The following is a 22,227-nucleotide window of genomic DNA, read 5'->3' as shown; positions in this document are numbered from 1 at the left end:
AGTACAATTTTTTTTCGCCTCAAAATCTTTTATCTGATCCTAAAAGTTTTAACGTAGAATGCAAAAACTCCAACCTTAATAATACAGTCTTTTTTTGTTAAAAAAAGAGAACAAACGCAGTTATTACCTGATTGTCAAACAAATGTAATTAATACAAATGCACCATTAGAGTTATTAACGGTTACATTTAACGGTTAAATTATCAGATAAATAATACTAACATGTTAAATATTTTCATAAATTTATAACTTCATAACTATTAGGTCTTTAACATTTTTATACGCCTCAGTGACTTTTTTTTGACATTAATAATTTTTAATAATTTATTATGGAGTCTATAAAAAAAATCCCCACGGATAAAATCTATAATGAGCTGGAAAATGTTTTAAAATTTTACTCTTTTAAGAACTCTACACTTTTAAGCAATTTTCTACGCTATATTGTCACAGAAACTGTAGATGAAAGGCAGAAGCATATTAAAGAATATTCTATAGCTGTAAATGCATTAAGTAGACCTTCCCATTTTAATCCTCATGATGATGCAATGGTTCGCATTCATGCAGGCCGATTACGAAAACTACTTAATGAATATTATTCTTCTGAAGGAAAAGATAATTTGGTTATTATACACGTTCCAAAAGGCGGCTATATTCCTGAATTTATTCATAACGATAAAAAGAAACACGTTGAGGTTTCTATCAGCATTAATAAAACAAATCCAGTTATTACGGTTTTCCCTTTTAAATCATCTGTTGAGAGACCCGATTTACAAACTTTTGCCAAAATTCTATCTGACGAAATAAGCGCAGAACTCTCCCGATTTCAGGATATATCAGTAATTGGTCATTTTTCTTCCGATGTCATTTCGAAAATTAATGAAAATGTTCTGGAAGCAGCCAGTGTACTTGGAGCCGATTTTATTATTACCGGTCACGTTCAGGTCATTGGCAGCAAACTGCAACTACGTGTAAATCTAGTAGATTCATCTTCTGGAAAATACTTATTAACTCAATTGTTTACACCAGCCACTGTCGATGATGGCATTAAAATTCAAAATGAAATTGTAAAAGATATTGTATCTGCTATAGGTGGTTATTATGGCAGTATTTTTAAAGAAATTGCAAAGACTGCACCTTCCAAAATATCAAACAATGCAGCTATTTTAAAAGCGATTTGCAGCTATCATGAGTATCAATGTTCTTTTTCTATAGAAAATTATGCTAATGCATTATCCAGTTTAACCGATGCAGTAGAATTAGCTCCAAACCATGCTCTTACTTGGGCTATGCTGGGCGAAATTCATCTGGCTTCTTTAGGTCTAGGAATAGACAATTCGAAAAAAAATATTGAAAAAAGCAGCCATTGTGTCTCGAAGGCTTTAAATATAGATCCGCACTGTCAGCAGGCTTGGTATGCGCAGGCACTAATACATTGTTTTAGAAAAAATCAGGACAATTGTCTTTATGCAGCAGAGCAATGTATCAAGATGAATCCGAATTCATCGGGTATTGCTTCAGGAATAGGCTGTATGCTAATTTTTGCCGGTTATTTTGAGAAAGGCTTTAATTTATTAGAGAATGCCAGTCGGCTAAATCTTTCACATCCATGGTGGATTAATATTGGCTATTGGTATTACTACATGCATAAAAAAGAGTATCAAAAAATGCTGTACTGGGCAGAGAAAATGGATTTTAACGAAACCATTTGGGATCCTTTGCTAAAAGCAGTTTCTCTATCGCTGCTCAATGAAGAAGCTGCCGCAAAAATACATTTAAACAACCTTGTAGAACTACAACCTCTAATTGCGACTGAAATAAAGGAAATCCTTTCCAACTTTATGTTCTCTGATGAAATCGTATTCAGGATTGTAAACAGCTTAAAAAGAATTGGTTTAAAAGATGAGGTTTGATTTTTTTATAAAACAAAACCACTTTATAGCAATAAAGTCCTTTAAATTGCAATAGAAAAACCGTCGCATATATTGCGCGCGCTAAGCCGCTTTCTTTGCTGCTCGTTTTTTCTTTTCTAATAATTTAAGATGATTTTCGGCACACAAAATTTTCTCGGTCGTGCCGTTCTTTTGTATTTCGATGAGATAATGAAAATCTCTTTCTTTTGAAGTAGATTTTATTATAAGCCCCTTTTTAAAATCCATTTTTCTTTCGATAATGGTTCCCTTGTAAGATCTCCCACTCAATGCTGTGTAGGAAACATCTTGTCCTTTTACAAATTTCATTGTTTTAGCCTTTTGTTCCTAATATTTGCTAACACTTCTAAATTTGAAAAACCAATGTTAAGGGGGGAAATCAGTTTTTCTATTTCGGCGAATGTATAAAGTTTTGACAATTTACAACCCCGTATTTATACCTGTTTTTTGAATTTTAAATATAATTAATTTTTTAATGTAAAAATTACCTTCCAAAAAAAAATTGATACAATTTAGAACAGCTTCTTTTGCTTCTTTTTTAGCTTGAATTCCTAGTTTTGAAAGAATGAATTTTTGTTTCAAAAACAACTAAAAAAGAGCAAAATGGTACAAGAAAGAGTGATGGAGAAGTTGGCAATTTTAGCAGATGCCGCAAAATATGATGTTTCTTGCTCATCGGGACAAAGCACGCGCAAAAATAAAAATAAGGGATTAGGAGATACTGGAGGCGGAATCTGTCATGCCTTTACAGAAGACGGACGCTGTGTTTCTCTTCTGAAAATCCTTCTTACCAATCATTGCATTTTTGATTGCGCTTATTGTGTAAGCCGAAAAAGTAACGACATCAAACGGGCTGCTTTTACCGTACAAGAAGTTGTAGACTTAACAATTGGTTTTTACAGAAGAAATTATATTGAAGGCCTATTTCTTAGTTCTGGAATTTTTGACAATGCAGATTATACGATGGAACGTCTGGTTAGAATTGTCAAAAAACTTAGATTGGAAGAAAATTTTAATGGCTATATTCATCTAAAAGCAATTCCAGGTGCCAGCGAAGAATTACTAAAAGAAGCTGGATTATACGCCGACCGTTTGAGCGTAAATGTCGAAATGCCGACAGAACAAAGCCTCAAATTACTTGCTCCAGACAAAAACCATAAAGATGTGATTAAACCAATGCAATATCTAAAAAATGAGATTATTGGTTATCAGGAAGAGAAAAAAACGAATTATAAAACACCGCTTTTTGCTCCTGCAGGACAAAGCACGCAAATGGTAATTGGCGCAACAAAAGAAAATGATCTGGAAATTCTCGGAATGGCCAATTACTTTTACGAACAAATGAAAATGCGTCGGGTCTATTATTCTGGCTATGTACCAATAAGCTACGACAACAGGCTTCCTGCAATTGGGACTCCTGTACCTATGATTCGCGAAAATCGTTTATACCAAGCCGATTGGCTCATTCGCTATTATGGATTTAATGTAAATGAAATTGTTGGTTTTGATCAACCGAATCTTGACTTGGATATTGATCCAAAATTAGGATGGGCTTTGCGAAATCTTCATCAGTTTCCTGTTGATATTAATACGGCCGATTTAGAAATGATCCAACGTATTCCGGGAATAGGATTTTTGGGCGCGAAAAAGATTGTTGCTGCTAGAACTTTCAAAAAATTACAGCCTGATGATTTAAAGAAACTTGGCATTTCGTACAGTCGGTCGAAGTTTTTTTTGGCTTTTTCTTCACCTTTTTATTTACAAAAAGATTTGACTCCGATTCAAATAAAAAGTCAGATTTTGAACTTGCAAAACAGTAAATACAAGAATAATTTTTCGAATCAGCTTGCTTTATTTTAATTCAAATGACACAAATTCTTTATGATGGAAGTTATGAAGGCTGGCTTACAGCTATTTTTGAAATCTACGAGTACAAACTTAAAGATGTTGTTTTTGCCAAAGAAGAGACTTCAAACACTTTGCTTTTCTCCAATACACATTCTGTAACGACTGATGAGGTAAAAGCTAATCGGGTTTTGAATGGTTTGCAGGAACGTCTTTCTCATCATGGCTTCCACAATCTTTATTTTGCTTTTTTATCTGAATTGGATCAGATTGAAGAAATTTTGTTCCGATTTACAGCCTATGTTTTTGCAAGTAAAATTAATGTTGAAGGAGATTTAAGCCGAAGCGAAGTATTGAATGTAAAAAAAGCGGCGCATTTAACGGGAAAAGAAAGCCATAGAATGAAGGCTTTTGTTCGTTTTAAACTAACAAAAGACGGATTATATTATGCCATTATAGAACCAGATTGCGACGTTTTGCCACTTATCGAACAGCATTTTAAAAACCGTTACGCCGACCAGCGCTGGCTGATTTACGATTCTAAACGCAAATACGGAATTTATTACGACCTTGAAAATGTTTCTACGGTCGAAATGCAATTTGAGTCAAATCCGTCCTCTAGTTTTCTAGCGGAAATCAACGATGAAAACGAAGAATTTTTCGAGAATTTATGGCGTAATTATTTCAAAAGCGTCAATATCGAATCTAGAAAAAACACCAAACTTCATATCAAACACATGCCAAAACGATATTGGAAAAACCTGACAGAGAAAATACCAAACCTCAACAAAAGATAATGTCGCCTAAGCTATTAGTCAAAATCAAAAAATTACTCTTTAACACATAGAAACATAGATAAACTGTGCATTTAAATTAGTGAAGCGCCTTTTTTTAAGTCTCCAAAAACTATGTTTCTATGTATTAAATACTTCAAATAGAGTGTTATTATTTGCTTTTCTTAAGCGCGTCCAACAACTCTACCATATCTACCACAGCATAAGTTGAGCAATAATCTGATACGGCATAAGGCAAAATTAAGCTGTTGTTATGAATAATCGCTCCGCAAGAATATACTACATTAGGAACATAACCTTCCCTCTCGTCTTCCAACGGAGAAAGCAACGGTTCTGTCAATCTTCCTATTTCTTTAGACGGATCATCCAGATCAAACAACGAAGCGCCAATACAATAGCGTCGCATTGTACCCACTCCATGCGTGATAACAAGCCAACCCTCTTCTGTCCATAATGGTGAACCGCAATTTCCTATTTGAGTCAATTCCCAAGTAAACTTAGGCTTTTGCAATAAGATTGGTGTATTCCATTGTGTGACACGCTCAGAATACATAATGTAATTATTAACGCCATCGATTCTGGCCAGCATAGCATACTTGCCTTTTATTTTTCGAGGAAACAAAGCCAGATTTTTGTTCTGTGCGCCTTCTCCATGCAATGGCATAACTCTAAAACTATAAAAATCTTCGGTAGAAATTAATTTAGGAAGAATGGTGTGTCCATTATAAGCCGTATAGGTTGCCATAACTCTAGCCGAACCATTGTCCTCCACAAAACGTACAAAACGCGCATCTTCTATTCCGCGGCTTTCAGAATCAGAAATTGGGAATATGACACGTTCTGTAATATCAGAATCGTGTTTAAACTGCAAATCGTAAAAAGAATTGGCCAGCCACAAAATTTCTTCCAGCGCCACTTTTCTTTCTTCGCGAATTAAAGGATCTTTTAAAGCTTCAACCAGCATATTTTTAAGAATAGCAAATTCAAATTCTTCTGGAAGATCTTGCATAATCTGGGCGATATATTTATCAGTAGTATGCATTTCATACAATTTGCTCAAAAATCGTTCTTTATTAAACAGCGTTTTATGCTCAATTTCTGCCTTATCAATATGATTTCCTATTTTCATGATATGCAGATTATTATCGCGATCTAAAATTGCTCTTCTAAAAACAATCGACGAAATATGTCCTTCTCCCGTTGCACGAAAAGAAATAATAACGCGTTTCTCTCCTGCCTCTAATCCCGTCTGATCAAAATCTTCTACAATTGAAGGATTAAAAATCGCCGCCGATTCTATGGCATATTCCATTGTGCAATACGATCCAATGAGCATTTTTCGATCTAGCGACATCCCTTCGTAATCGATTTGCATTCCTTCTATTATAGGTCTGATTCTTTCGCAGTGTCTAAAGAATACTGCCGAAATATTTCGATGTCTTCTGGCAAATTCTCTAAGCGTCTGTTCCAAAGTCTGCAACACCTCCTTTTCGTCTAGCATCATAATCCGAAGTACCATTTGCTGGGTTCTTTCCTGCCCATTCATAAAATATCGGGCAACAACTCTTTTGGAATCTGGTAATAGTTTTATATTTTTTCGGACTACGGATACTCGCATAATTGGAAATTTTATGATAAAGAATTATTTATTTCCAACAAGTTAGTGATTTTTGTTAAAGTAAAAAACTTAATTTTTTATTAAAACTTAGAATTAGCCTATAATACTAGGTTCTTTTATACCGATTTCATCAAAAGTTTTTTCATAATTTCGTCTCTGAACATCCACCTTAAAACAATGAAGAATAAAGTTAAATTTTTGAGAGAAGAGAAAAACATGACTCAAAATGAACTTGCCGAAAAATCGGGTCTTTCATTGCGAACCATTCAGCGAATTGAAGCAGGAAATATTCTGAAAGGTTTTACCTTAAAAACAATTGCCGAAGCTCTAGAAACCAATCCCGAAAATCTCATCATCAAAAAGGAAAATATCCAAGTCGAAAGAGCCAAACTCATTAACCTTTCTGTTTTATCTGGACTTATTATTCCGTTTGGAAGCGTTATTTTTCCTTTAGTTTTAACCTATAAAACACAAGATGCAATAAATAAAGAAATAGGAAAACAAATTATAAGCCTTCAAATTGTTTTAAGTCTTATTCTTTCGGTTTTAATGATTGTGAGTCCGTTTATTCAAAGTTTATTTACTTTCAAATTTCCGCTTTTCATCATTCCTTTAATTGCCTTTCTGAGCATAAAATTTCTGATCGTTGTTTTGAACGGAATCAGTTTAAACCAAAAACAAGAATTAGCTATAAAACTGAAAAACAAATTCTTATAATACAAGTCATAAAAATGGCGTAAAACTGTCGTATTATTTTTTCACGAAAATCGGAATCGAAATCCGAATCTTGCAGAAAAAAATAAACCATGAAAGTATTTAAGAAAATTGCAACCGTATTTTTAGTCGTTATTGTTTTATTTTTGTTGGGAGGATATTTTTATTTTCAAAAGAAATTCACTCCGCCAGAGAACTATTTGAAGGTTTCGGGAATTGTAGAAAATATTCCGACAAAATGGATTTCGAGCGACGGAAATCCCCATTCTGCTTTGCTTTTGCCCATAAAAGTAAACGGAATAAACCACACCTTTTACATGCAATTTGATTCGGGTTCTGCTATTACGGTTTTCTATAAAAAATCATTGGAATCTATTGCTCAAAAATTTCACAATCAGATTACAATTGATGCTACAAATAATTTCATTTCGACTGCTTTTACAATCGGAAATATGAAAGTTGCATCCAATACTTTTGAAGTTTTGAATTATGGCGAAAAAATCAATTTTGATGATCCAAAAGCAGCCAATATCATTGGAACAATTGGAACCGATTTATTAGAAAAACGAATTACGATTTTAGATTTCAAAACCAATCAATGTTCCTTCATCGAAAAAATTAAAGAAGATGATTTTACCGATTTTGAATTTAAAAAACGTAAAATTTTAATTCCATCAAATATCGAAAATGAAAAACTAAAACTGCTTTACGATTCTGGATCGAGCGGTTACGAATTGATTACAACAAAAGAAATCTGGCAGCAATACCGTAATAAAAACAGTGCTGTAAGAATGGAAAAAGGAAATTCGTGGGGAAATACTTTGAGCATTTACTCTGCTTCTGCGAAAAAGAAAATACAATTTGACAAAGTGATTCTAGACCTCTCTGAAGTTACGCATATAGAAGGCACTTCTGACCTCCAGAAATTCTTAATGAAGCGTTCGGGAATGCAAGGAATGATTGGCAACAAACTATTCCTGAACCACAAATTGATTCTGGATTGTAGAAACGAAAAATTTAAATTGAAATAAAAAGTAAAAATCTACAATAAAAAATGGTTTAAAGAATTGATTTTGATGATATTTTTGACATTTTCGATAAAAGTTTCCGTGTCTTTGATTTCTTGTTTTATCAATTGATGATGATCAGATAAATCGTGCTGTTCCATCATATCTTTTTTTAAATATTTAATCATTGATTCTAGACTTCGCGTATCGCTTTGATTTTGTTTTTTTAATTCGCGCTGTTTGCTTTCCAAGTATTTTAAAGTCTCTTTTAACTTCTGAACGTTTAATTTCACCAACCTATTCTTTTAATAATTATAAAAACAATAGCTGGAAATGCGACAAAATTCAATATGCTCCAAAAACCAATACCATTTGAATTCAACTCCGTTCCCAGCCATTGTTATTGGTACTTACGAACAAATTGATTTTTTGGATTTAAAAATTTTCTTATTTTTTTACTAATTTTTAAATCAAGAAAACAAATAATTGAATTACAAATATTTACATAAAAAATAGGCTTGAATTATTTTTAATTTTAATCAAAATAGAAAAGAATGAATGTGATTACAAATCATTTTTACCAGTAAAAACACAACTTTCAGAATCTCAAAACATTAGAAAAAATCATTTAAAATTGTGAATATCTATTTGAAGATTTAACTATTTATTTTGCAGTAAGATTTATCTTTGGCATCCTTAAAATTTAAAAAGAGATGAGTGCAACTTGGTACGAATGCAAAGTAAAATATAGAAAGACAGATGAAACTGGTGGACAAAAAGTTTTAACCGAGCCCTATTTGGTTGATGCTTTGTCTTATACAGAAGCTGAAAAAAGAATGACCGAAGAAATGGCCGCGTATACGAGTGAAGAATTTAAAATCACGGCTATTAAAGTGGCAAATTATGCTGAAATTCATCCTTTTGAGAATGCAGACAGATGGTTTAAATCTAAAATCACCTTAATAGCTTATGATGAAGAAAGCGGTAAGGAAAGAAAAACAAGCATGTATATGCTGGTTCAGGCAAATGATGTTCGCGAAGCCTTTGACAATACACTTCACATCATGAAAAATACAATGGGCGAATATTCTATTCCGGCCATTTCAGAAACGGCAATTATGGATGTTTTTCCTTATTTCAGCGGTGAGGAAGGCGAATCTGAAATGCTGGAAAGATTCAATGCTTTGAAAGCGTCTAAGCCAGAAAAACCTGAGGCAGAAATGATCGATCACATGGAATTTGAAACGGCTGTAGAGGAGTAATGTCCCAAGCTTCATAAAAAAACGAAAAGCTTCAGAATGGTCTGAAGCTTTTTTATTTTAGACTCTTTCAATAAAGCATTTTGGTCAAAGGTGTTACTGCCGATGCCGATTTTGGCAGTAAAGACGTAAGCGCATCAAATTGTGTTGGACTTATATTTTTTTTCATTTTGGCTATAAAAGATTCTCTGGTGTTGGTCATTTTAGAAGTATAACCTGCTTTGTCTGTAGCCATTGTAGGCAAAATGTTTTTCTTTTTATTTAGCGTTTCATTTACCAACGAATTCACGATTGGTTTTTGAGCATCGGTTAATTTCAATTTTGGAGACAGTACGCCCATAACCTGATTTGCAACACTAGCAACATCAAAAGCAGGCACTGCTGTTGTCGATGCCTTACTGGCTGCTTTTGTCACGTCTCCTATGCTTTGTGCATTTGCAAATGAAATTGTCCCTAAAAAGACAGCTAAAATCAATAATTTCTTTTTCATGATATTTTCTTTTAAAGTTATTTGCTTGATACTAAAGGTAATAAAAATGTGAACTCATCTGACATTTTAAAACCATAAACATCTAAAAACCTGCACTTTATACTATTTCAGCAAGAAACATTGCGAATCTTCATAAATCAAAATAAGTCCTATCTTAGCTACAGAATTGCGCGTTGATTTAAAACCACTTACAGCACCAAAGCCAAAAAACCTAAGAAACCAAAATCTATATGACCAGAAAGAACCTGATTTTAGTCGGATTTATAATTTTAAAATTCATTTTGCAATATGTATTAATCAGTCCCGAATACAATTTACAGCGCGACGAATATCTGCATCTGGATCAAGCAAATCATTTGGCTTGGGGCTATCTATCTGTTCCGCCACTTACCTCTTGGTTTTCGTATATCATTTTACTGCTTGGAAATTCGATTTTTTGGGTTAAGTTCTTCCCTGCCCTATTTGGCGCTTTAACACTTTTGATTGTCTGGAAAGCTATCGAACTTTTAAAAGGCAATCTATACGCGTTAATTCTTGGTGCTTTATGTGTTTTATTTTCATGCTTATTGCGTTTAAATATGCTTTATCAGCCAAACTCATTTGATGTTTTATGCTGGACTGCATTTTATTATTTTCTCATACAATATCTTACTTCAGAAAATAAAAAATGGTTTTATTGGGCAGGCATAATTTTCGCTTTGGGTTTCTTGAACAAATACAATATTGTGTTTTTGTTACTCGCATTAATTCCTGCTATTTTAATTTCTAAACAGCGAAAAATACTCGCAAAAAAAGAGTTTTACTTTGCTCTGATTTTAGGATTAATTTTAATTCTTCCTAACCTTTATTGGCAATACAGCAACCATTTTCCAATTGTACACCACATGAAGGAATTGGCAGAAACGCAATTGGTGAATGTTGATTTAGGTGATTTTGTAAAAGATCAGATTCTATTTTTTATTGGTGGATTATTGGTTATTTTGACTGGACTTTTTGCGGTTTTATTGTATAAACCTTTTCAAAAATACAGGCTCTTTTTTACCTCTTTCGTTTTTACAATGCTGATCTTTATTTACTTTAAAGCAAAATCGTATTATGTAATTGGTTTATATCCAATTTATATTGCTTTCGGAGCTGTTTTTCTATCCCAAATTTTAAATAACGGATGGAAACGATATTTAAAACCTTTATTTATAGCGCTGCCCTTATTGTTTTTTATTCCGATGTACGAAATGGCTTTTCCTAATAAAAGTCCAGAATATATAGTGGCGCATCCTGAGAAATACAAAAAAATGGGAATGCTGCGATGGGAAGACGGAAAAGATCATCATCTTCCACAGGATTTTGCCGATATGCTAGGCTGGAAAGAATTGGCCAGAAAGACAGATTCGCTTTATGCTTTAATGCCTAATCAAAAAGAAACTATTGTACTCTGCGATAATTACGGACAAGCAGGAGCGATTAATTTTTATTCTAAAAAAGGAATCAAAGCGGTTTCTTTCAATGCCGATTATTTGAACTGGTTTGATCTTAGCATTCCATACAAAAACCTGATTCGCGTTAAAGAGTATGACGAAAACAATGAAGAACTTAAAGAAACGAGTCCGTTTTTTGAAACGGCAACAATTGGCGGTCAAATAACCAATCAATATGCGAGAGAATACGGAACTACGATTTTTGTTTTCACGAATGCTAAAATCGATATCAATAAAAGATTAGAACAAGAAATCAACGAAGAAAAAAACGATATCATAAATGATTAATTTCAAAGACCTATCATATTTAGAAAATGGAAATCTTAAACAGCAAGCCGCATTTCAAGTTTTAATTAAACATCAAGTTTTGGAAAACCTTGCTGCGTTTGATCCTATTTTGGTTGGCACGATTCCGATAAATATTGATATTGAAAATAGCGATTTGGATATTGCCTGTTATTGGCAAAACAAATTTGATTTTATTGAAAGAATTAAATCTTTATTCGAAAAAGAAAGCAATTTTACCATTCAAGAAATCGTGATTGATAACCAGGAATCTGTTGTGGCAAACTTTTTTATTGAGACTTTCGAAATAGAAATCTTTGGACAAAATATCCCGACCGAACTTCAAAATGGTTACAGACATATGCTCATTGAGCACCAAATTCTAAGCTCAAAAGACGAAAATTTTAGATTAGAGATCATAAAACTGAAAGAAAGTGGTATAAAAACTGAACCAGCATTTGGCTTGCTATTAGGCTTAAACGGAAACGTTTACCAAGAATTACTGGATTTTAAATTATAAGAAAAACCGTCTTTTCTAAAAATTATAAAAAATAAAGTACTAAAATTGTTTGCATAACCGTATTTAGTGTGTATCTTTGCACCCGAAACATCGCGGGATAGAGCAGTAGGCAGCTCGTCGGGCTCATAACCCGAAGGTCACAGGTTCGAGTCCTGTTCCCGCTACTAAGAACAAAGCTTCAGATTTATCTGAAGCTTTTTTTGTTTACGATAACTGGTAAAAGTCTGGAGACTTTTGCAAAGTCAGCCCTGAAAGATTTCGGAATTACGCAGCGCTCAAAGAGAACACTTAGGAGAGCGGCAGTACACTTTTATAGAGAAATGGCAGTTTCTTCTCGCAAACCATTTATAAACTCTTCAAAGCTATTGGCTACTAATTCAAAAGCATCATTTTTTGTTTCCCACTCCATTTCCATTTGATACAGTAAAATTTTATCCATCGATTCTTCATCAAATGATATACAAAATATCCAGCCTCCATTATCAATAGCAAAGGGCAACTTTTTTCCCAAACCTTCTTCTTTGAATTCTTTAATAAAATCGTACATCATCCTATAAGTTATGAATTGTGAAATCTCAAACAACTTTCCGTCATTATTTATAAACTTATTTTCCTTTACCGACAAATCAGCATATTCTGAAATAAAATCTTTAATGTTATCAGATATTTTGATACCAACTTCATTTTCAATTCTAATATGTTGATGTGGTAAAAACCTATCACCTAAAGTTAACTTTCTCATTTTTTTTAATCACTAATTTTCGAATAATCCTTTTCTAATTGAGCCACTACAACAGAATATCCCCTGCTCCGCATAATCTTCTTCATTAGTACTGCGTAAATGTCTCTGACTTTGCGCTACTCAAAACAAATATATCTAAAAAATATAAGCGTCTCAAAGTCTCCGACTTTAGAACAAAACTCCTAACAAGAGATAAACAAAAAAAGTCAGGAGACTTTTGAGACGTTTTTGTATTCAATATGACGAAAAAAATGCGCAAAGTCAGAGACATTTACGCAGCTTTTTATGAGGGACTCTTTGGAGAGTGGAGAGTTATTTCATTAGCAATTTATATTTTAATTTAGCATCATTATCTTCTGGCTCTTTTTCAATGTATAACTTTAGATATTCAATCGCTTGCTTTTTTTGACCTGAAAACCTATACGCCTCACTTATATAATAATAGCCATAGGTTGAGTCTGGAAAAAGGTGATTATTTAACTTAAATAAATCTATTGCCTGATTCGTCTTTTTTTCGAACAATAGCTTACAACCATATCTTTCAATAAGATTTTCCCCTGCTCCGCAAAGTGTTCTTCACTAGCGCTGCGCAAATGTCTCTGACTTTGCGCCACCTCATCTTCGTCTTAAAAACCGTAAACTTCTAAAAGGTCTCCGACTTTAAAGCTAAACTTAATACAAGTTATAAAGATTTACCGATTTTGAATCTAATACGTCAATTACTGGATTATCAGCTTTCACAATTTCTAATAATCCCGAATCATTTGCATAATTACTTGCACTTGAATAAATGTAATCTGAAGCTTTTGCCACCAATCCAGCTCTAACAGGATTCAAATGTATATAATGGAGCTTTGACCACATAAAATTTATTGCATAAATTTCTTCTGCATGATTTCCATATTGCCAAAATTGATATTTTTTATTTCGCTGATGGCTTTGCGTGGCAAGTTCAAATCGCTGTAGCATCCATTCTCTTCTGCTTTCAGGACTGCTTTGAATTTTTTCTAAGATACTTTTTGCTATAAACTTTTTAAAATCTCTAATTAAATCTGACAATTTTCCATTCTCCGATTGTATTACCAAATGCATATGATTACTCATAATCACATAACCATATAAAATCATTCCCTTATTTTTAATGCAGTAATCTAGACATTCAATAACTATGTCGCGATAACATTTACGCGTAAAAATATCAATCCAGTCTACAACTGTTGGGGTAATAAAATGGGGCAAGTTTTGATCTCGAATAATATAACCTTCTTTCATTTCTTTTTTGCTTAAAAGTAATAATTTTCTTTCTTATTTTATTTTTAAGAAACAATCGTAAAAAGTCGGAGACTTTTATCACGTTTACAATTTCTAAGGCAAAAAAATTGCGCAAAGTCAGAGACATTTGCGCAGCTTTTCATTAGGAACTCTTCGGAGAGCGGGGGATTTTCATCAACTAAATAAATATTTTCTATATAATGTTTATACTCTTCAATGTGATGTTTCCAATTATCTGTTTGGTTATCCTTATTTAAGTCTTCTTTAAAATCACTGTATGTATCAATAGATTTAATAGTAAGTGCAGAATCTATTAATCTTTTGAAATCATCTTTTTTTTCTTGTGAGTATATATTTATGTATGTTATCAACAATCCTAATAATATAAACTTTTTCATAATTAACTATTTATAAAGACAAATCTATCTAAAAAAACCTAACACTAGATTCATCATCAAATGTTAGGCTTTATTTATTCACTTTCACAGGATTCAGTAATACGATTACTCATGATGTGGCTGTGTTATATTGTTCGTTTTATATGTCGGAACAATTCTTTATTTTTCTTGTTCAATATATTCTTTAGAATAAGGTCCTGTATGATTTGCTTTTGCATTTTGGTCCATTAAGTAAACTGAAAAAATTAAACTTGCAATAATTAAAGCTACAATACCCAAAACTATAAAACGTCCTATTTGATTTGTTTTTTTAGGTAATTTATCAAATTCCTTTACAATTTCTTTCCATTGAGCTTTATGCTCAAAAATAAAATAATTAGGAACACATATTATAGCAATATAAAGTATAATACACCATTTTCCATCTCCTATATTAAAACCTGGCTCAATAAAAGTTCCGTAAATGTTTAAACTACTAAACCCTATAAATATAAATAAAACATCTAAATATAAACTTGCTCTAAATGAACGCGGAAAAATAGAGGAAGGATTTGTTGATTTATATAATTGATAATAAAAATAATAATACGCTTTCTTTAGTAACATTGTCTTTTAATTTTTTAATATTAAATATAATTAGTGTTATAAGCCACCACAAGGTCTTGGACTCCAACTTGAACCTAAAATTGCCCTATTTCCCTCTGTATTTCTTCCGGCAGCTTCAATGGCAGCAGGGTCTTTGGAATACAGATGAAACATCTGGAGAAATATTTAGTTTGACAATCAGGACAACTGATAATGTCTTAGTTGTAAATAAAACATACAATTTATACACAAAAAAACACCTATTACTTTTTACCTCTAAATGACTCATCGCTTTGTTATAAAGAAGTAAGCCTTTGGGATACAGACGAAACATCTGGAACAATAAAAATCACTAGTTTTGATGGAAAAACCTTAAAAGGCGAATTCAATATTAGTAACTTAACCAATGATAATGGTTTTCCATTAGGTTACTGTGACGGTACTAAAATAGTAGAAAAAAGATTCAATATCACCACAGGTACATTTACGGCTATTCCGTAATAATATCGTTTCTTATTAACTAAAAGCCACTTCGTAATAGAAGTGGCTTTTTTATTGTAATATGTAGCTCTAAAACACTATCAAAGTATAATGTGACGATATAAGTATCAACAATTTAAAATTTTGATAAAGTCTTATAAAGTAAATATCCGTCGATCCTGCGGAGCAGGATTAACGGATATTTGTTATAAAATGATTAAAATATTTGCTAATTTCACCAACACAGCTGAAATATTATTAACCACAACGAAGATTAATTTCTACAATTAATTGATTATAATTTTTAAAATTTGATGGAGATATAATCAATTCTTTATCATCTTCTAAGCTAAATTTATAATCGTAATACCCAGGAGTAATTTGACCAACCTCGTAAATATAAGAACCGTCTATAAATTCTTTGTCTAAACTTTTGATAGATGTATAAGGAATACTTTCTTTCTTTCCTGATAGAACATAGATTTTTGTGATTGTCTTTTCATCCAAAATGAGTTTATAAATAGAATTTAAGTTAAAGAATAAAACTGTCACCCCAACGATTAAAAGAAAAATGACAGGAAAAACGACATCAGCATCTTTTTTATAATACATCTTAACATCTACAAGCAAAGCACTTAAACCAAAACAAATAATCGGTACAAAAACATTTCTTAAAAGGTAAAGCTTTTCAAATTTTGAAACTACTATCATTTTTATTTTACATTAACATCAAAAGTAACTGTATCATTTTTTACTCGCGTAACATTATCATTAAATGTGTATTGGGTTATTGCTTTGATTCGATTAAGTCCTTTTTTGGTTAAAACTTCTTCAACAACTATGCGTGTTGGCACTTCTTTAGTAATGGTTCGTTTAACCTTTGAATTATCAATACCTTCCGTTTCTATTTTAAAAGTTCTTTTGGCATTTGGAATATTGGCTAGTAAATATTCATATTTTATAACATCACCAACTTTTAGAGTATCTCGAGTATGGATTTCATACTTTTTTTCTTTTTCAATTTTATATTGATTTACTGGATAGGTCGCATAACCATCATACTTTTTTACTGTTTTTCCATCAAAATCGATAATAAATTTCGCCTCTCCGATATCATTATACATAATATATTTCCTAATTAAACCATCAGAATTGTAAAAAATACTTTCTTCTGTAACTTTACTGTTTTTTCTATAATGAACAGATTCTATTTTACCATTGTCAAAATAATAAATACTTTTTCCATTAGGCTCATTATTTACAAAATTACCTTCAGCTATTTTAATTCCTCTTTCATTATAATTTACAAACTTTCCGTGCTGAATTGAATTACCGTTTCTAATCACATATTCGTTTGTGCCGATTAATTTTCCTGAGGGGCTGTATTCTTTAAAAGTATATACTTTTTCATCTTTAAAATAAAAAAACAAAACTATCAGACAAAGTAGTACGGCAAGTACTATTATATATATTTTTTTCATTATTTCTTTTTTTCTTGTGCTTCTAAAACGTCTCTTCTCACCTGTACATTTTTATTTGGGTCTTTAGCATCAGTAACGACCTGAACCATATCCGATGGGCTATTTCCTTTACCTGAATTTTCTTTAATAACATCCTTAACGCTTTTTATTGCCTTATCCACTTTACTAGATAATTTCCCTAAATCAGCTGCTCCCTTCATTATATCTTTATTACTTTTAAGATTATTCCCGTTTTTTGCTGCACCAGGAGCACCATCAAGAAACGCATCGGCACTAATGTTATCTCCAACTTTTTTTCCCGTTGATTTTTCATTTTCACCTCCGCCTTTTTTAGAAGTTGCAGTAGTCGTTATTTCTTTATTGCTCGGCTCTTCCTGTTCTCTTACGTATGTATTTATACTTTCTAAGAAGTCAGCTGTGGCATAGACTACCAATTTAACCAAATCCGTATTACCAGTTTTTGGATTATATGCTCTTTGCGTCGGAGTTTGTTTATTTAAATCATTAGAACTTTCTAAGCCTTCAAGTTCCTTTGCATGAACTGGTTGATTTGAAGAAAATTGATATGGTGTGTAATCTTCATATTTTTCTGTCAAAGGGTCAACACTCATAAATCTTCCAATAGCTGGGTCATAATTTCTCCATTTATAACTATACCAGCCAAGTCCCAGCTCGTCTTGCAATTCTTGACCTTGGAACTTATACTTATTTGCTGTCGGCAGATAATCATTATATCCCTTGTGTTTTAATCCAAAAGGATAATAATTATTCTCTTCAATAATTTCAAGAACCTGTGTTGTCGGGTTTTTAGCATAGCTAACACGAACGTTTCCTAAATGGTCTTTATATTGGAAAACATACGAAAGCGCTCCTGCAGTATTCTTTACATAACCTTCTGCTGTCGGGAAAAACTCCAAAACATTGTCTTTGTACTGGTATCCGCCTAAATAATTAGTCACAGCAGTAACAGTACCTTCGGTAACCTGTTTTTCTAGTTTTTGTCCAGACGCATTGTAAAAGTATTCAATACTTCCCGTTGTTCCAAATGTTATTTTCTTTGGCAGGTTTAAATGATTGTATGTAATGCTGGTAATATTTTTGTTTTTATCCGCTATCATATTTCCGTTATCATCATAACTATAATCATCATCGGTTTTATTCACATCATTAAATCCGCTGCTGTTGTTAGAATTATCTGCAACTTTAGACAATTGGTTTGAATTTGCCGGATACGTATAAACCAAATCGTCTATATCCAGATTGCCTAATTGAGGGTCGTAATCTCCTTTACGGCTCAGTGTCTTGATATTTCCGTTTTTGTCGTAAGACAGGTTTTCATCATAAGCACTAGTAGTCAAACCATTCTTCTCGTATACAGCATTTGTAAGACGGTTCAGGTTATCGTATTTATAGCCATAGGCTCTTTCGTTTAAATCTGAAGCCGTTTTCCAGAATGTTTCAGAGATGTTTCCATTGTATAAAGCTTTTACATCTGATATATCGGTCTGTGTGGTTTCATAATTAATCTTGAAAGCAAATAAATCTGCAGGATCGGTATCCTGCTGCAGATTGCTTGTTTTATTAATTTCTTTTAGCCAGCCTCTAATATTGTATTGAAAATCTACTTTTTGAAGCGGGCTTCCAACGCTGCTTCCTACTTTTTTGCTCTCAAGCTGCCCTAAAGCATCATAGCTATTATAAGTCAAAAGTTCGACTGTTCCGCCGTTTATCTGGTGCGTGTGTGTTAGCAGTCGATCCTGAGGCGAATACGTAAATTCTTCTCGTACCACAATTTCAGCATCGCCAGATGTTCTCTTGTGTTTGGTAATGGTGTACAATGTTTTTCCTGCAAAATCAATCTTGCTTTCGCTTGAAGTATAACCGCCCAAATGATTCTGAAGATAGTTTTTTATTGGTCTTGCCTTATCATCATAAAATATTGTGCTGGTTTCTCCTGCTGTTGAAGATGCTGTAGTGATAGCTCTTGTCCAGCTTCCTGTCGCTAGAGTTTTAACATTGGTTAAAACAAGTTGTTCCTCAATAGTAGATGGGAGAGGCTGTGCGTTTGGAAATGCATAACCATCATAATAATTAACGGTTAAAAGCTTAAAGCTTGTCGGTGCTAATACATTACTGTAATGCGCTTCTATTCCATCAATTGAACCAGAAGTCTGTCTGCTTTCAAAAACAACAGTTGCATTGTTCTGAGCATCCTGCAGAGATTTTCGCGTTGCAGTATTTGAAGCCTGATTGCTCCATCCTGTATAAATTGGTCTGCCAAATGCATCGTATTTGGTAATGATCCAGCCTTCTACATTTTCATCTTTAAAAGGCGAAAATGCAGGTCCTGTTGCTACAGCACGGTCTAATTTATCGTAAACAATAAATTCCCATTGTTTGCCAGGAAGTTTTTTCTCTGCCAAACGGTTCTTATTGTCATATTTGTATTGGTAGCACAAACCATTCAAGATATCTTGATTAATGCTTCCTTCTGCTTTTGGCGGAATCACATAGGTAAGATTTCCGTAAATATCATAAACATAATACGTATCATGTTTTTCTCCTGCATCGTAGGTTCTCTTTAATACAATCTGCCCTTCTTTGTTTTTAAACTCTACTGTAGAACCCGATCTTTCAGCAGGGCTTGCCGAAGTGTTTTCATCATAAGTAATATTTTTAAACAATTCTTTAGGCTCATAATATCCTGAATCTGAAAGGGAAATGTCATAAAGTCCAGATCCGGCATTCCAAGCAGCCGAAGCTTTATACAATTTTACTTCATCTGCTGCATTCGCCCCGTAGTCAAATTTAATTTCATGGCTGCTATCCATAGCCCAAGGATTTCCTGGTGCCGCCTGTCTTAAAATCCTGCTTAAAGGCGACGGTTCCAATTTTTTCTGAGAAAAAGGGTTTGAAGTGTTTTCGTATTTTTCCGTATTATAAAACGCATTTGTCGCGTCTTTAGCATCTGTCGCATAAGACATATCTGTAGAAGAAGCTTCATATGGGAGAAATTCCTGCACCTGCCTTCCAATACTATCATAAGTGATGTGAGTTATGATGTCTTTGCCTGTAAATGACTGTCTGTTTGCAATTTGCTGTATAGCTCTGCCAAGACCATCAAAATATGTTATGTTTGTTTGAACCTCATCTAAAGCTGGTGACTCAACTATTGCTTTTTTAGGTTTTTTATACACTTTGCTGATAATATAATTGCGATCGGCAGACGGAATTAAAATATCTGAGCAATCTGAACTTGATCCCGCTAAAGATGGGCAATTGTCTGAATTATTTCGAACATAATTGCCATTAGGAGCAGTACATTGCTGCACAAAAACAGAAGGGTCTCCGAGACCATCCAGATCACTATCTGCATACCATTTTGTATAAGGATTTAATGATGTATCACTATCATTACAATCCCAGTTATTTGTAACATAGCCTCCTGGCTGATAGCTGTAAATTACATAAACATTAGAATTTCCGTAACCATCACCATCAGCATCCCTATAAAAATATTGGGGCTGAATATTGGTAATATTTGCTGTACTGTCATCTATATCTGCGGCATTTCTAACATAACCTTCTGGCTTCAGGCACTGCTTTACTGTTAAGGTTGATGTACCAAATGTATCACCGTCAGCATCGCGATACCATACGGTATTAGGATTCAATGATGCATCGCTATCGTTACAATCTAAATTATTCGTAACGTAACCTCCTGGCTGATAGCTGTAATATACATAAACATTAGGATTACCGTAACCATCGCTGTCACTATCATAATAAAAGTATTGAGGAGCTACATTGGTAATATTTCCTGTACTGTCATCATAATCTGCGGCGTTTCTCACATAACCTCCTGGCTGCGTGCAACTCTGAACTGTTAAATTAGCATTTCCAAAACCGTCTCCATCTGCATCTCTGTACCACACCGTGTTCGGATTTAGTGAGCTATCGCTATCATAACAATCCCCATTATTAGCAACATAGCCGCCTGGCTGATAGCTGTAATATACATAAACATTAGGATTACCATACCCATCACCGTCTGCATCTCTATAGAAATACTGAGGCGCTACATTGGTAATATTTCCTGTACTGTCATCATAATCCGCAGCGTTTCTCACATAACCTCCAGGCTGCGTGCAGCTGTTAACGGTTAGTCCTCCATTTCCGAAAGTATCTCCATCGGCATCTCTATACCATACCGTATTAGGATTTAATGAGCCGTCACTATCATTACAATCTAAATTATTAGCCACATACCCTCCTGGCTGGTAGCTGTAATATACATAAACATTAGGATTACCATAACCATCACCGTCTGCATCTCTATAGAAATACTGAGGCGCTATATTGGTAATATTTCCTGTGTTATCATCATAATCTGCAGCATTTCTAACATAGCCATCAGGCTGGTTACAGCTTCTCGCAGTTACATTTCCATTTCCATAACCATCTGCATCTGCATCTCTGTACCATATAGTAGTAGGATTCAATGATGGATCATTATCATTACAGTCTAAATAATTTGTTACATAGCCTCCTGGCTGATAGCTGTAATATACATAAATATTATGATTTCCATACCCATCTCCATCTGCATCTTGATAAAAATACTGAGGCGCAACATTGGTAATATTTCCTGTACTGTCATTGTAATCTGCGGCGTTTCTCACATAGCCTCCAGGCTGCGTGCAGCTGTTAACAGCTACGCCGCCATTTCCGTAACCATCCCCATCAGCATCTCTATACCATACCGTATTCGGATTTAATGATGCATCGCTATCATAACAATCCCAATTATTAGCCACATAGCCACCTGGCTGAAAGCTGTAATATACATAAACATTAGGATTTCCGTAGCCATCACCGTCTGCGTCTTGATAGAAATACTGAGGTGTAATGTTTGTAATATATGGTGTTGAATCATTAAGATCTAATGCGTTTCTAACATAACCTGCTGGCTGCAAACACTGTTTTATTGTTAAAGCTGACGTACCAAAACCATCGCCGTCTGCATCTCGATACCACACGGTATCAGGATTAATCGTACTGTCCCTGTCATTGCAATCGGCTTGATTTGCAACATAACCGCTAGGTTTTGTCCAGCTATATACATGGTAGTTTGGATCTCCATAACCGTCATTGTCCAAATCCCTGTTCCAATCGTAGCCAAGAGGGCAGTCATCGCAAGGAGGGTCCTTTATAGCTGCTGGTGCCATTACAGGAGCAGAAATCGATTTTTTAATCGCAGGAATAGTATCTTGAGCGTAACTGGAAAAAGCCGATATTAGAAATAATAAAATCAGCTGTATTATCTTTTTCATAT

At 33.6% G+C, this 22,227-nt stretch carries 19 protein-coding genes and 1 tRNA gene; 9 read left to right on the top strand and 11 right to left on the bottom strand.

Annotated features, from left to right (window positions below):
* Positions 1 to 328 precede the first annotated feature (328 nt).
* Positions 329 to 1,909, top strand: a complete 1,581-nt coding sequence (locus ACFO3N_RS15130; RefSeq protein WP_379798986.1) for a tetratricopeptide repeat protein — start codon at positions 329 to 331, stop codon at positions 1,907 to 1,909.
* Positions 1,910 to 1,990: 81 nt separating this feature from the next.
* On the opposite strand, the gene ACFO3N_RS15125 is transcribed toward ACFO3N_RS15130, so the two are convergent.
* Positions 1,991 to 2,236, bottom strand: coding sequence for a hypothetical protein (locus ACFO3N_RS15125; RefSeq protein ID WP_250833938.1), 246 nt, complete (start codon positions 2,234 to 2,236; stop codon positions 1,991 to 1,993).
* A gap of 294 nt (positions 2,237 to 2,530) precedes the next feature.
* On the opposite strand from ACFO3N_RS15125, the gene ACFO3N_RS15120 reads away from it, so the two are divergent.
* Both ACFO3N_RS15120 and ACFO3N_RS15115 read left to right on the top strand, forming a co-directional pair.
* A complete protein-coding gene (locus tag ACFO3N_RS15120) occupies positions 2,531 to 3,787 on the top strand; it encodes a putative DNA modification/repair radical SAM protein (protein ID WP_379798984.1) in 1,257 nt (418 codons plus the stop codon).
* Between the two features lie 5 nt (positions 3,788 to 3,792).
* Positions 3,793 to 4,569 (top strand): TIGR03915 family putative DNA repair protein, encoded by a 777-nt coding sequence (locus tag ACFO3N_RS15115; protein ID WP_379798982.1) that lies wholly within the window; start codon positions 3,793 to 3,795, stop codon positions 4,567 to 4,569.
* Between the two features lie 148 nt (positions 4,570 to 4,717).
* Here ACFO3N_RS15115 and ACFO3N_RS15110 read toward each other — a convergent pair whose 3' ends face one another.
* Positions 4,718 to 6,184 carry a glycoside hydrolase family 130 protein gene (locus ACFO3N_RS15110; RefSeq protein WP_379798980.1) on the bottom strand — a complete coding sequence of 489 codons (1,467 nt, stop codon included), beginning with the start codon at positions 6,182 to 6,184 and terminating at the stop codon, positions 4,718 to 4,720.
* 177 nt (positions 6,185 to 6,361) lie between these two features.
* Between ACFO3N_RS15110 and ACFO3N_RS15105 the strand changes: the two genes are divergently transcribed.
* Positions 6,362 to 6,901 (top strand): helix-turn-helix domain-containing protein, encoded by a 540-nt coding sequence (locus ACFO3N_RS15105; protein WP_379798978.1) that lies wholly within the window; start codon positions 6,362 to 6,364, stop codon positions 6,899 to 6,901.
* Between the two features lie 89 nt (positions 6,902 to 6,990).
* Positions 6,991 to 7,929, top strand: a complete 939-nt coding sequence (locus ACFO3N_RS15100; protein WP_379798976.1) for a hypothetical protein — start codon at positions 6,991 to 6,993, stop codon at positions 7,927 to 7,929.
* An 11-nt stretch (positions 7,930 to 7,940) separates the two neighbouring features.
* Here the strand turns inward: ACFO3N_RS15100 and ACFO3N_RS15095 are convergent, their stop codons facing one another.
* Complete coding sequence (locus tag ACFO3N_RS15095; RefSeq protein WP_379798974.1) at positions 7,941 to 8,198, bottom strand: hypothetical protein; 258 nt, start codon at positions 8,196 to 8,198, stop codon at positions 7,941 to 7,943.
* Positions 8,199 to 8,618: 420 nt separating this feature from the next.
* Here ACFO3N_RS15095 and ACFO3N_RS15090 point away from each other — a divergent pair, with 420 nt between their 5' ends.
* On the top strand, positions 8,619 to 9,167 hold the full coding sequence (locus ACFO3N_RS15090) for a DUF4494 domain-containing protein (protein ID WP_250833945.1): 549 nt from the start codon (positions 8,619 to 8,621) through the stop codon (positions 9,165 to 9,167).
* Between the two features lie 67 nt (positions 9,168 to 9,234).
* On the opposite strand, the gene ACFO3N_RS15085 is transcribed toward ACFO3N_RS15090, so the two are convergent.
* Entirely contained in the window at positions 9,235 to 9,654 is a 420-nt protein-coding gene (locus ACFO3N_RS15085; RefSeq protein ID WP_379798972.1) for a hypothetical protein, read from the bottom strand.
* Positions 9,655 to 9,884: 230 nt separating this feature from the next.
* Here ACFO3N_RS15085 and ACFO3N_RS15080 point away from each other — a divergent pair, with 230 nt between their 5' ends.
* The 3 genes from ACFO3N_RS15080 to ACFO3N_RS15070 all read left to right on the top strand — a co-directional run bounded on the left by ACFO3N_RS15080 (position 9,885) and on the right by ACFO3N_RS15070 (position 12,098).
* Positions 9,885 to 11,417: a glycosyltransferase family 39 protein gene (locus ACFO3N_RS15080; protein WP_379798970.1), complete on the top strand. Its 1,533-nt coding sequence runs from the start codon at positions 9,885 to 9,887 to the stop codon at positions 11,415 to 11,417.
* Entirely contained in the window at positions 11,410 to 11,934 is a 525-nt protein-coding gene (locus tag ACFO3N_RS15075; protein WP_379798968.1) for a DUF4269 domain-containing protein, read from the top strand. The genes ACFO3N_RS15080 and ACFO3N_RS15075 overlap by 8 nt, the downstream gene beginning before the upstream one ends.
* A 91-nt stretch (positions 11,935 to 12,025) precedes the next feature.
* Positions 12,026 to 12,098: transfer RNA gene (locus tag ACFO3N_RS15070), tRNA-Met, on the top strand.
* A 146-nt stretch (positions 12,099 to 12,244) separates the two neighbouring features.
* Here the strand turns inward: ACFO3N_RS15070 and ACFO3N_RS15065 are convergent.
* The 7 genes from ACFO3N_RS15065 to ACFO3N_RS15035 form a co-directional block, all read right to left on the bottom strand.
* A complete protein-coding gene (locus ACFO3N_RS15065; RefSeq protein ID WP_379798965.1) occupies positions 12,245 to 12,676 on the bottom strand; it encodes an SMI1/KNR4 family protein in 432 nt (143 codons plus the stop codon).
* Positions 12,677 to 13,348: 672 nt separating this feature from the next.
* A complete protein-coding gene (locus tag ACFO3N_RS15060) occupies positions 13,349 to 13,948 on the bottom strand; it encodes an REP-associated tyrosine transposase (protein WP_379798963.1) in 600 nt (199 codons plus the stop codon).
* Positions 13,949 to 13,992: 44 nt separating this feature from the next.
* Positions 13,993 to 14,346 carry a hypothetical protein gene (locus tag ACFO3N_RS15055; protein ID WP_379798961.1) on the bottom strand — a complete coding sequence of 118 codons (354 nt, stop codon included), beginning with the start codon at positions 14,344 to 14,346 and terminating at the stop codon, positions 13,993 to 13,995.
* A 159-nt stretch (positions 14,347 to 14,505) separates the two neighbouring features.
* Positions 14,506 to 14,952 carry a hypothetical protein gene (locus ACFO3N_RS15050; RefSeq protein WP_379798959.1) on the bottom strand — a complete coding sequence of 149 codons (447 nt, stop codon included), beginning with the start codon at positions 14,950 to 14,952 and terminating at the stop codon, positions 14,506 to 14,508.
* A 717-nt stretch (positions 14,953 to 15,669) separates the two neighbouring features.
* Positions 15,670 to 16,122, bottom strand: coding sequence for a hypothetical protein (locus tag ACFO3N_RS15045; RefSeq protein WP_379798957.1), 453 nt, complete (start codon positions 16,120 to 16,122; stop codon positions 15,670 to 15,672).
* A gap of 2 nt (positions 16,123 to 16,124) precedes the next feature.
* Positions 16,125 to 16,892: a hypothetical protein gene (locus tag ACFO3N_RS15040; RefSeq protein WP_379798955.1), complete on the bottom strand. Its 768-nt coding sequence runs from the start codon at positions 16,890 to 16,892 to the stop codon at positions 16,125 to 16,127.
* Positions 16,892 to 22,225 carry a DUF6443 domain-containing protein gene (locus ACFO3N_RS15035; RefSeq protein WP_379798953.1) on the bottom strand — a complete coding sequence of 1,778 codons (5,334 nt, stop codon included), beginning with the start codon at positions 22,223 to 22,225 and terminating at the stop codon, positions 16,892 to 16,894. The genes ACFO3N_RS15040 and ACFO3N_RS15035 overlap by 1 nt, the downstream gene beginning before the upstream one ends.
* Positions 22,226 to 22,227: the final 2 nt, after the last annotated feature.

The organism is Flavobacterium chungangensis, assembly GCF_042654045.1.
Lineage (GTDB): Bacteria > Bacteroidota > Bacteroidia > Flavobacteriales > Flavobacteriaceae > Flavobacterium > Flavobacterium chungangensis.
Note: the sequence above shows the minus strand (reverse complement) of the source record. Positions and strands in the feature narration are given on the sequence as shown.